Here is an 11,740-nt window from a genome sequence, read left to right on the forward strand (position 1 = left end):
GTGATGAACCAATTTTTATCGTGTTTGCCACGAATATGTCTTGCTATTGATAGAGTAGAGTTAGGCTGTATTGTTCCAGAAGACCTAACTCCTCACCACTGAATTACTTTAATAACTGCTGTAAAGCTTTTGTATAGAGTACATGCTCTTCTTTATGAATGGCCGTTTCTGTTGCCTCACGGTCACCATCAACAACTGACACTGCCGCTTGAGCAATAATAGGGCCTGTGTCCATACCTTCGTCTACAAAATGTACAGTCACACCTGTTATCTTGACTCCATGTTCCATCGCTTGACCAATGGCATCTTTACCAGGGAAAGCTGGTAATAGTGAAGGATGGATATTCACGATGCGTTGCGGAAAGGCCGTCAGTAATACTTCACTAATTAAGCGCATATAACCCGCAAGCACAATCCATTCAACGTCATATTTACGTAGAGCCTCGATAATAGCTGTCTCGTAATCTGCTTTTGTTGCAAACTCTTTCGGACTTAAAGCTAGCACTGGAATACTAAAGTTTTCAGCTCGTGTGACTACAAATGCGCCAGGCTTGTCTGTAACAACAAGCTCGACTTTTACATTTAGTTCGCCACGTTCAATAGCCTCTTGAATGGCCTGAAAGTTACTACCGCTCCCTGAAGCAAAAACGGCAATTTTAGTTGGTGCAGTCATTACACTAAACTCCCATCATGTGAGCCATTAAATACAACACCCTCGCCTTTCACAACGCGACCAATTGTGTATGCTTTTTCACCATTTTCTTCCACTGTAGCAAGCACATTCTCTACTTCATTTGCAGGTACAGCTAAAACGAAGCCAATACCCATATTAAAGACATTATATAAATCCTTATCCTCTAGCTGTCCTTTTTCTTTTAAAAATTCAAAAATACGTAAGACAGGCCAAGAACCTAAATCAATTTCAGTTGCTAAACCTTCGGGCATCATACGTGGTAGGTTTTCATAAAAGCCACCGCCAGTTACATGTGCACAGCCATGAACGTCCGCTGCTTTTAAAGCCGCAAGCACAGGTTTCGCATATAATTTTGTTGGCACTAACAAGGCTTCCCCGATAGGACCAAGATCCTCGTAGCCTTCCACAATCGAATCAACTGCGTAATTATTATCAGCAAAGACAATTTTTCGTACTAATGAGTAACCGTTTGAATGCACACCGCTTGAAGCAATACCAACAAGTACGTCACCTTCTACAATTTTTTCACCTGTCACGATTGCTGATTTTTCACAAGCTCCTACTGCAAAACCAGCTAAATCATACTCATCTTCATCGTAAAGACCTGGCATCTCTGCAGTTTCACCACCGATTAATGCCGCACCAGATTGCACACAGCCATCCGCAACGCCCTTTACAATTTGTTCAATTTTCGCTGGCTCAGCTTTTCCAAGAGCTACATAATCTAAAAAGTACAGTGGTTCAGCACCTTGCGCTACGATATCATTGACACACATTGCTACACAGTCCACACCAATCGTGTCGTGCTTGTCCACCATAAATGCTAGTTTTAGCTTTGTCCCAACACCATCTGTACCTGAAATAAGAACAGGTTCCTTAAGATTTAGTTCTGACAAGTCAAACATACCACCAAAGCCACCGAACGTTCCCATCACACCTAGACGGTTTGTACGTTCAACGTGAGACTTCATTCGTTTTACGGCTTCGTAGCCTGCTTCAATATTTACACCTGCTTGTTCATATGCTTTTGACACGCAGAGTTCCTCCTTATCATCCAAATCTAGATCTGTCATCATTGCTAGACGTATTTAGATGTTTTTCTTAACGTAATAGTTCTTTTTCATGTGGTAAGATTGTATCCGGAAAAATTTCTGTTGGATATTTGCTTGTAAAGCATGCTAGGCATAATCCACGGTTTTCATCTTCATATGGTCTTGCAATCGTCTCCACCATGCCCTCAACGGAAAGGAATGTTAGTGAATCGGCTCCTATAGTTTCACGAATTTCATCTACACTTTGGCTAGATGCAATCAATTCTTCATGTGTTGAAGTATCGATGCCATAATAGCAAGGATCCGTCATTGGTGGCGAAGAAATCACAACATGTACTTCTGCCGCACCTGCATCTTTTAACATTTTTACAATACGTCTTGAAGTTGTACCACGAACGATTGAATCGTCCACCATCACTACGCGTTTACCTTTTACGACTTGAACAACTGGAGAAAGCTTCATTTTCACACCGCGTTCACGTAATTCCTGTGTCGGTTGGATAAATGTACGACCTACATAACGATTTTTAATAAGACCTAGCTCATAAGGAATACCGCTTTCCTCTGCAAAGCCAATTGCTGCAGAAATACTTGAGTCAGGCACACCTGTTACAACATCAGCTTCAATATGTGCACATTCACGAGCAAGCTGTTTTCCCATACGTTTACGTGCCATATGGACGTTAATACCATCAATATCAGAATCAGGACGTGCTAAATACACGTACTCCATCGCGCACATTGCACGTTTATCCATTTCTGCAAAACGATCAGATTTTACACCTTCGTCGTTGATAATTAATAACTCACCAGGTTCAACAGATCGAACGAATTCTGCACCTATTAAATCGAATGCGCAAGTTTCAGAGGCTACAACCCAGCCATCTCCTAGCTTTCCAAGAGATAATGGACGTAAACCATGTGGATCACGTGCAACAAGCATTTCATCTTTAGTCATAATTAAGAACGAATACGCACCCTTTAATAATGAGAGGGCATTTTTCACCTTTGCACGGAATGGTGAATGCGAGCTTTTCTTAATAAGATGTGCTAGCACTTCTGTATCGGAGCTTGAATGGAAGATACTTCCTTGTCGCTCTAAATACTGCTTTAGGTGCGTAGCATTGACTAAGTTACCGTTATGAGCAATTGAAAGGCTTCCAGTTGAGGAGTGGAATAATAACGGCTGTACATTTTCAATACCGCCTCCACCAGCAGTCGTATAACGAACATGAGCAATTGCTGCTTTTCCGTTAACTGCCTTTAACTTATCTTCGTTGAAAACATCATTAACTAGTCCTTCGCCTTTCACCGCGCGAAGATGCTGACCGTCAGAAACGACGATTCCAGCACCTTCTTGGCCACGGTGTTGAAGAGCATGAAGCCCGTAATAACTAAGGTGTGCTGGATTTGGGTTGCCCCAAATACCAAACACCCCACATTCTTCGTTTAAGCCTCTGAGTTCAGCAAGCATGGGATTGCTCCTTTCCAATTAGAACGGAATTCCTCCACTGTACCATCTACAAGCACACCGTTATCACCGTTGATTTTAACAAGCGCATCGTTAGTTACGACACCGATTTTCTGTGCATCTTTTACAATTTCTACAAATGCAGCTGCATTTTCTTCTTTCACTGTTACAACGAAACGAGATTGTGTTTCACTGAATAATGCTGTTGTAGCAGAGCCAGTTAATGTAACATCAACACCTAAGCCATTTGCGCCAAATGTTGTTTCAGCAAGCGCTACTGCAAGACCACCCTCTGCCACATCATGTGCAGATTGTACGATTCCGGCTTTAATCGCTTTGAGCAATGCTTGTTGACGTGCAGCTTCAATCTGTAGGTCAATAGCTGGTGCTTTACCTGAAATAACCCCATTATTTAATAATTTTTGAAGCTCAGAACCACCAAATTCAGTTTTTGTATCGCCGATCACAAACACTACATCACCAGCAGCTTTTACATCTTGAGTTGTCACATGTGCCAAATCTTCAATTAGTCCAACCATACCGATTGTTGGTGTTGGGTAAACTGCTTCTCCAGAACGCTCGTTATAAAGAGACACGTTACCGCCGATTACTGGCGAATTCAGTGCTGTACAAGCTGCTGAAATACCATCAGCTGATTTTTCAATTTGCCAGAAGATTTCTGGTTTCTCAGGATTACCAAAGTTTAAGCAGTCAGTAATCGCTAATGGTGTACCACCAGTTGCTACGATATTACGAGCCGCTTCTGCTACAGCAATGGCACCGCCTACCTCTGGATCTAGGTAAATATAACGAGAGTTACAGTCTGTAGTCATTGCTAACCCTTTGTTCGTACCGCGAACGCGGATAACTGCTGCATCAGAACCTGGTGCAACGACTGTTGATGTACGTACTTGATAATCATATTGATCGTATACCCACTCTTTAGAAGCAATTGTTGGTGCTTTTAAAAGTGCGTTTAATGTTTCTTTGTAATCTGTTACGGCTGGTTCCGTGTTTTCTATCGCCTGGAACTCAGCATAGTAAGTAGGCTCTGCAGATGGCTTATGATAAACTGGTGCATCTTCTGCAAGTGCATCAGCAAGTACTTCAGCTACAACTTCACCATTGTGTAATAAGCGAAGCATTTTATCATCTGTCACTCGACCAATTGCCACAGCATCTAAATCATATTTATCGAAAATCGCTTTAATTTCTTCTTCGCGACCTTTTTTCACAACAAGTAGCATACGCTCCTGAGATTCAGATAGCATCATTTCATATGCTGTCATGCCTGTCTCACGTTGTGGTACTAAGTCTAAGTTCATTTCTACACCAGAGCCAGCCTTAGAAGCCATTTCTGCTGATGAAGAAGTAAGACCAGCAGCACCCATATCTTGAATACCTACTAGAGCGTCAGATTTTACAACTTCTAAACATGCTTCAAGTAAAAGTTTCTCCATGAATGGGTCTCCTACTTGTACTGCTGGACGTTGGTTTTCAGATTCCTCTGTTAACTCCTCGGATGCAAATGTTGCACCGTGGATACCGTCACGACCTGTTTTTGCGCCAACATACATGACTGTATTTCCTACGCCAGCTGCGATCCCGCGTTGAATATCTTTGTGGTCAATTAAACCTACACACATTGCATTAACAAGTGGATTACCTTCATAGCAAGGATCAAATTGAATCTCTCCGCCTACAGTTGGAATTCCGATACAGTTACCGTAACCTGCGATACCAGCAACTACTTCTTCAAATAAATATTTACCACGCGCTGATTTTAATTCGCCAAAGCGTAGTGAGTTCAGCATCGCAATTGGACGTGCACCCATTGAGAAAACGTCACGGATAATACCACCAACACCTGTTGCAGCACCTTGATAAGGCTCGATTGCTGAAGGATGGTTGTGTGATTCCATTTTAAATACAACTGCTTGTTCATCACCAATATCTACGATACCTGCGCCTTCACCTGGACCTTGTAAAACTTGAGGACCCTTTGTAGGGAATTTACGTAACACTGGTTTTGAATTTTTGTATGAGCAATGCTCAGACCACATTACTGAGAAAAGACCTGTCTCTGTCCAGTTTGGTAGACGTCCTAAAATACCTTCTACCATTGCAAATTCTTCGTCTGACATCCCCATACCAGCGTATAGCTTTTGATCTTTAATTTGCTGTGCTGTTGGCTCAAACTTAGTTGTTGACATGATTTTCCCTCCACTGCTTCACAATTGATTTAAATACTGCTAGACCGTCTGCTCCGCCCACCAGTGCATCAACAGCTCGCTCTGGGTGAGGCATCATACCTAGTACATTGCCGCGCTCGTTTACAATCCCCGCGATATCTTCTAAAGAACCGTTTGGATTTTCGCCTGAGTATGTGAACACGATTTGATTGTTGTCTTTTAATTGTTGTAAAGTTTCCTCATCACAGTAATAGTTACCTTCACCATGTGCGATTGGAATATTGATCATTTGACCCTGCTCATATTGGTTTGTGAATAATGTATTGTTGTTTTCAACTTTTAGCTGGATTGTACGGCACATGAATTTCAAATTTTTATTGCGAAGTAATGCACCTGGTAATAAACCTGCTTCAGTTAAGATTTGGAATCCATTACATACGCCTAATACCGGCTTACCAGCATCTGCTGCTTTCTTGACCTCTGCCATAATATTAGATTGGTTTGCCATTGCACCACAACGAAGATAATCCCCGTATGAGAAGCCTCCCGGTACTAAAATGCCATCAAAGCCACTTAAATCTGTTGCTGTATGCCATACATATTCTACTTCTTCACCTAGCTCGTCTTTAATCGCATGATACATATCGATATCACAGTTTGACCCAGGGAATACGAGTACTGCGAATTTCATGATTAGTTTGCCTCCTCGACTTCGTAACGGTAGTCTTCGATTACAACGTTAGTTAAAACCTTTTCACACATTTCTTTTACTAGAGTATCAATATCACGTTCTGTATCTTTAATTGTTAGTTCAAGATATTTACCGATACGTAAATCTTCTACTTCAGCGTAACCCATTTTCACTAAAGAACCTTGTACAGCTGAACCTTGTGGATCAAGAATGCTCTCGCGTAATGTTACGTAAATTTTAACTTTTTTCATTGTTATTTGCCTCCGAGTCTAGAAAGTATAATAGTATAAACTTCAGTTAAATTACCAAGATCTCTACGAAAGACATCTTTGTCTAACTTTTGATTTGTAGTTGCATCCCAAAGTCTACATGTATCTGGTGATATTTCATCTGCCAGTAGTACATTTCCATCATTGTCACGTCCGTACTCTAATTTAAAGTCAATTAGCGTAACATTGACATCTGCAAATAATGGCTGCAGAACTTTGTTAATTGTAAGTGCACCATCATAAATGGCAGTCACTTCTTCAGGTGTTGCAAGATCAAGTACGTCAATATGCTCCGTTGTAATGAACGGATCGCCAAGCTCATCGTCTTTATAATAAAACTCAACGATTGGGCGTTTTAATGGTGTACCTTCCTCAAGGCCAAGACGTTTCGCTAAGCTGCCTGCCGCTATATTACGAACTACGACCTCAATTGGAATAATATCTACCTTTTTTACAAGCTGTTGCGTATCAGACAATTGTTTTACGAAATGTGACGCAATTCCGTTAGCTTGTAATTTTTCGAAAATTAATGAAGTAATGCGATTATTTAATACGCCTTTACCTTCAATTTCTTCTTTTTTCTCACCATTAAATGCTGTTGCACTATCCTTGTACTCAACGAGTAGCACGTTTTGCTCCTCTGTTGTATACAATTTTTTTGCTTTACCTTCGTACAAAAGTTGACCTTTAGTCATTTCGTTTTTCCCCCTGGTATTATGAGATACGCGCGTATTGTTCAGAATTGAATCGTGCGTATACGATTCAATTCTGTAACATCCGCTAGTGACTCTACTTAGTTAAGTCCAAGACGCTCAAAAATCATGTCTACATGCTGTAAATGGTAGTTGTAATCAAAGCACTCATCTAGCTCTTCCTTCGTTAAATACGATGTAATTTTTTCACTTCCATCGACTAACGTACGGAACTGAACTTGCTCGTCCCACGCCTGCATCGCTAATGGTTGTACGGTATCATACGCTTCCTCACGCACTAACCCTTTATCGATAAGTGCTAATAGGATACGTTGAGAGTAAATTAGACCAAAAGTGCGACCCATATTACGTTTCATGTTTTCAGGGAATACTGTTAAGTTTTTCACAATGTTACCGAAGCGATTTAACATATAGTTAAGTGTAATCGTTGCATCCGGTAAAATAACACGCTCTGCAGATGAATGTGAAATATCACGCTCATGCCATAATGCTACGTTTTCATAAGCTGTTACCATATAGCCACGCATTAAACGTGACATACCAACCATGTTTTCAGATCCGATTGGATTACGTTTATGAGGCATTGCTGATGAGCCTTTTTGTCCTTTTGCAAAGGCTTCCTCAACTTCACGCGTTTCAGATTTTTGCAAGCCACGAATCTCTGTTGCAAATTTCTCAATTGATGTTGCAATTAATGCCAACGCCCCTAAATACTGCGCATGACGATCACGTTGTAATGTTTGTGTTGAAATAGGTGATGCTGTAAGTCCTAATTTATCGCATACATATTGCTCAACTTTAGGATCGATATTGGCATATGTTCCAACTGCTCCAGACATTTTTCCTGTTTCAATTACTTTTGCTGCGGCATCAAAGCGTTCTAGGTTACGCTTCATTTCTTCATACCATAAGCCTAATTTTAAGCCGAAAGTTGTTGGCTCAGCATGAACACCATGTGTACGTCCCATCATAACCGTATGCTTATGCTCTTTTGCTTTTGCTGCAATAATATCAATGAAATTCACGATGTCTTTGCGTAAAATATCATTCGCTTGTTTAATTATATAAGAAAGGGCTGTATCAACTACGTCTGTAGAAGTTAAACCATAGTGCACCCATTTTCGCTCTTCGCCAAGTGTTTCAGACACAGCACGAGTGAATGCTACAACATCATGACGTGTTTCTTGCTCAATCTCTAAAATACGATTCACATCAAATGAAGCATTTTCACGAATTTTAGCTACATCCTCTTTTGGAATGTCTCCAATTTCTGCCCAAGCCTCACATGCTAAAATTTCAACTTCTAGCCAAGCTTGATATTTATTTTGTTCTGTCCAAATTGCGCCCATTTCGGGTCTTGTGTAACGTTCGATCATTGCGTTTCTCCTTCTATTCTGACCAAATGCCAGAACTCTCGATTTGTTGTAGTGTTTCTTCTAAGTTTTTTGTCATAATCGTTACGTGGCCCATCTTACGGTTCACTTTAGCTTCAGCTTTCCCATAAAGATGTATAGACCATTCAGGATATTTAGCAATTGAGTTACTAAGTGGCATGACATGCTGCCCTAAAACATTTACCATAATAGATGGTGCCCAAAGTTGTGGCTTACGTAGTGGCCATCCACAAACAGCGCGAATATGCTGATGGAACTGTGAAACATTACATGCTTCTATTGAATAGTGACCTGAATTATGAGGTCTTGGTGCTAATTCATTAATAACAATTCCACCATCTTCTAATACAAACATTTCTACAGCTAGTGTTCCTACTAAATTTAAGTAATCAGCAATCTTCAAGGCTTCTCGTTCTGCAGCCTGTGCTGTTTCCTCTTTTATACGGGCCGGCACAATCGTTTCATGTAAAATATGATGAACATGAATGTTTTCTCCAACTGGCTGACAATATGATTCACCATTACCGTTTCTTTGGACAATGACAGATACTTCTTTCACAAAAGGCACAAATCCTTCAGCAATACATTGCGAATGAGAGAAAAGCCCTTTTGCTAACGATAGGTCTTCTGCAGATTTTAAAAGCTGCTGCCCTTTGCCATCGTAACCACCTCTTGCAGTTTTGACTATACAAGGATAACCAATCATATCGATATTGGCTACTAATTCCTCATATGTATTCGCAACAATATAAGGTGCTACTGGACAACCAGCGTTCACAATCGCTTCCTTCTCAGTCACACGGTTTTGTGTAATGCGTACTAGCTCTGCCCCCTGCGGAACGTAAGCCATTTGTGTTAAACGTTTTAAGCCATCGTAATCGATATTTTCAAACTCATACGTTATAACGTCACTTACCTCGGCAAGTTCTTCTAAAGCTGCCTCATCATCATAGGGTGCTACAATGCGTATGTCAGCAACCTGTCCACATGGTGAGTCCATCGATGGTTCAAGGACGGCAATTTTAAGGCCTACTTCTTTAGCAGCAAGGGCCATCATACGACCAAGCTGCCCTCCTCCGATAATGCCTATCGTTTGCCCTGGATAAATAATCTTTGTCACACTAAGTCACCTGTGCTTTCCAATACTTGTTGCTTTGTGGCTTCACGTCTAGCATCTAGTTTATTAGCAAGCTCTGCGTCTGTTGTCGACAAAATTTGCGCTGCTAGCAATCCTGCATTAGTCGCTCCTGCTTTGCCAATCGCTACAGTTGCTACAGGTACACCGCCAGGCATTTGAACGATTGATAATAGAGAGTCAAGACCGTTAAGTGCACGAGATTGCACAGGTACACCGATCACTGGTAACGTTGTTTTAGCCGCTACCATTCCAGGTAAATGCGCAGCACCACCTGCACCCGCAATAATTACTTGAATACCTCGCTCACGTGCTGACTCTGCATACTCAAACATTAAATCAGGAGTACGATGTGCAGACACAACCTTTTTCTCGTACGGTACTTGTAATTCATCTAAAATATCACATGCATGTTTCATTGTTTCCCAGTCACTTGAACTACCCATAATGACACCGATTTTCGGATTCATGAATTGTCGCTCCTTTTAAACGATAGAAAAATGATCAAATATTGTGCAAGCCTCTATTCTTCAAATAGCTACTGCAATTCTTTACTTTTTGTACAAAGAAAATCCCCAAATAAACTACTCTCTACCATACACGTGAAAGCAGCTTACTTGAGGACTTATTATGAAAAGAATATGCAAAGGTACATTTCTGTACACAACCTTCTCGTAACATGCCAAAAGTGCTTTCCCGCATAGTCCAGCATTTACGGTGCCGGGTAGAGACACTAGAGCCAATCCTCTAGCATATATGTGGGATTTATTTGTTTTTCCTTCTCATATTTTAACAAGTGATTTCACTATCGTCAATGTAAAAATGCGAACATTTTATTTTAGCTATTTATAAACGTTCGGATTTTAGTCAAATCTACTCGGAATCTTGACAGTGCATCGCTTTAAATTGAATTTTTTGACGTAAATACGTTGGCTCTCCATCGACTAAGTGAAAAATTGGTTCTTCTTTCCTTCCCACTGCCATATAACCATCTCGATGCATTCTTGCCAAACAATCTTCAATCGACTCGTTTTCTTCTACCTCATACCAAATTTGTTTTTTCCCCAAATCTCTTTCTTCCTTTCGATCTTATATCCCAAAAATTTTTCCTCATATGAGTTTCATTATACCTTTAGTATCTATGATTTATTAATAAAATGTTTTTCACCATAGCGTGAGGTTGATTTCCGTTCCGACTGGGCGCGTCTTTATTGTTACTAATCGAAAACAAATTAAAAGAACTGCAGAAAAATAAACGCTACAGTTCTTATTAAGGATTTTGAAATCCGTAGATTCCAATTAAATATGCACCTAGGAAAAGGAACAATAAAAAAGCATTGAGTACAATTAGAACCATTCGAATATCGCCTTTAATGCCCAAAAATGCGCTAATTATCCCTAGTCCCCCTAATACAAGTGGCGTAAATATACTTAAATCGTAGAGGAAATTAAAAAAACTACCATACCATTTTGTTGAGTCATAGCCGAACATAAAAAATGTGATCATTAAGCTCAAGATAGATATTACAGAAAAAATGTTACGTCTCATTTTAGATTCCTCCATTATCAAACCACGATATGTGTTATAGACCTAATCAACCTTGACATGGCAAATAATATTCGTTCGACTTCATTCTTTAAGCAATTGTTTATGGTTCTATATCCAATGTTGAGGTAAGGCACAGTGTGAAGCTTTCCGGAAACGTTCTGACGGCTGCCTCTCCCTATTTCTATTTTTCAGGTGTCCCAGCAAGTTGTAAGAACATCTCTTTATTATGTTCTATTCGTTTGTTCGTTGATTCTATCCATCGCTTTTGTTTCTACGGTCATAATGAGTGTAACTTTCCGATATATTCCTTTGACAGACTGTTATGCCAGCGTTTCGCAAGAGCGTCTGTCCTTTTACATACAGCTTAAATTGTCTGGATACCTCAACAAATATTATTGAATCTATTTTTTTATGTAAATTTTAACATTTAAATAATTATATCATTTTATTATTATGTTATAAAACAAAAAAAGCCGAGGAATGAATCCTCGACTTTTTTAAAGTGCCTAGCGACGTTCTACTCTCACAGGGGGAAGCCCCCAACTACCATCGACGCTAAAGAGCTTAACTTCCGTGTTCG

At 40.2% G+C, this 11,740-nt stretch carries 12 protein-coding genes and 1 riboswitch; all 12 genes read right to left on the reverse strand.

Going from position 1 to position 11,740, the window contains the following annotated elements:
- Nucleotides 1-103: 103 nt before the first annotated feature.
- The 12 genes from purN to AN161_RS26030 all read right to left on the reverse strand — a co-directional run bounded on the left by purN (nucleotide 104) and on the right by AN161_RS26030 (nucleotide 11,160).
- A complete protein-coding gene (purN, locus tag AN161_RS25975; protein ID WP_053597204.1) occupies nucleotides 104-673 on the reverse strand; it encodes a phosphoribosylglycinamide formyltransferase in 570 nt (189 codons plus the stop codon).
- Nucleotides 673-1,728, reverse strand: coding sequence for a phosphoribosylformylglycinamidine cyclo-ligase (purM, locus tag AN161_RS25980; protein WP_053597205.1), 1,056 nt, complete (start codon nucleotides 1,726-1,728; stop codon nucleotides 673-675). Before purM ends, purN begins: the two co-directional genes overlap by 1 nt.
- Nucleotides 1,729-1,795: 67 nt before the next feature.
- Nucleotides 1,796-3,220 carry an amidophosphoribosyltransferase gene (gene purF, locus AN161_RS25985; protein WP_053597206.1) on the reverse strand — a complete coding sequence of 475 codons (1,425 nt, stop codon included), beginning with the start codon at nucleotides 3,218-3,220 and terminating at the stop codon, nucleotides 1,796-1,798.
- On the reverse strand, nucleotides 3,196-5,430 hold the full coding sequence (purL, locus tag AN161_RS25990; protein ID WP_053597207.1) for a phosphoribosylformylglycinamidine synthase subunit PurL: 2,235 nt from the start codon (nucleotides 5,428-5,430) through the stop codon (nucleotides 3,196-3,198). Before purL ends, purF begins: the two co-directional genes overlap by 25 nt.
- On the reverse strand, nucleotides 5,417-6,100 hold the full coding sequence (gene purQ, locus AN161_RS25995; protein ID WP_053597208.1) for a phosphoribosylformylglycinamidine synthase subunit PurQ: 684 nt from the start codon (nucleotides 6,098-6,100) through the stop codon (nucleotides 5,417-5,419). Before purQ ends, purL begins: the two co-directional genes overlap by 14 nt.
- A 2-nt stretch (nucleotides 6,101-6,102) precedes the next feature.
- Nucleotides 6,103-6,351, reverse strand: coding sequence for a phosphoribosylformylglycinamidine synthase subunit PurS (gene purS, locus AN161_RS26000; RefSeq protein WP_053482994.1), 249 nt, complete (start codon nucleotides 6,349-6,351; stop codon nucleotides 6,103-6,105).
- Nucleotides 6,352-6,353: 2 nt separating this feature from the next.
- Nucleotides 6,354-7,064 (reverse strand): phosphoribosylaminoimidazolesuccinocarboxamide synthase, encoded by a 711-nt coding sequence (purC, locus tag AN161_RS26005; protein ID WP_053597209.1) that lies wholly within the window; start codon nucleotides 7,062-7,064, stop codon nucleotides 6,354-6,356.
- Nucleotides 7,065-7,162: 98 nt separating this feature from the next.
- Nucleotides 7,163-8,458 carry an adenylosuccinate lyase gene (gene purB / locus AN161_RS26010; RefSeq protein ID WP_053597210.1) on the reverse strand — a complete coding sequence of 432 codons (1,296 nt, stop codon included), beginning with the start codon at nucleotides 8,456-8,458 and terminating at the stop codon, nucleotides 7,163-7,165.
- Nucleotides 8,459-8,471: 13 nt separating this feature from the next.
- Nucleotides 8,472-9,596, reverse strand: coding sequence for a 5-(carboxyamino)imidazole ribonucleotide synthase (purK, locus tag AN161_RS26015; RefSeq protein WP_053597211.1), 1,125 nt, complete (start codon nucleotides 9,594-9,596; stop codon nucleotides 8,472-8,474).
- Complete coding sequence (gene purE, locus AN161_RS26020; RefSeq protein ID WP_053597212.1) at nucleotides 9,593-10,081, reverse strand: 5-(carboxyamino)imidazole ribonucleotide mutase; 489 nt, start codon at nucleotides 10,079-10,081, stop codon at nucleotides 9,593-9,595. Before purE ends, purK begins: the two co-directional genes overlap by 4 nt.
- A gap of 211 nt (nucleotides 10,082-10,292) precedes the next feature.
- Nucleotides 10,293-10,391: riboswitch (purine riboswitch) on the reverse strand.
- 93 nt (nucleotides 10,392-10,484) lie between these two features.
- Nucleotides 10,485-10,679 (reverse strand): NETI motif-containing protein, encoded by a 195-nt coding sequence (locus AN161_RS26025; protein WP_053597213.1) that lies wholly within the window; start codon nucleotides 10,677-10,679, stop codon nucleotides 10,485-10,487.
- Nucleotides 10,680-10,881: 202 nt separating this feature from the next.
- The gene (locus tag AN161_RS26030) at nucleotides 10,882-11,160 is read right to left on the reverse strand and encodes a hypothetical protein (protein WP_053597214.1); all 279 of its coding nucleotides are present in this window, start codon (nucleotides 11,158-11,160) and stop codon (nucleotides 10,882-10,884) included.
- Nucleotides 11,161-11,740: the final 580 nt, after the last annotated feature.

This window comes from Lysinibacillus sp. FJAT-14222 (genome assembly GCF_001278875.1).
Lineage (GTDB): Bacteria > Bacillota > Bacilli > Bacillales_A > Planococcaceae > Lysinibacillus > Lysinibacillus agricola.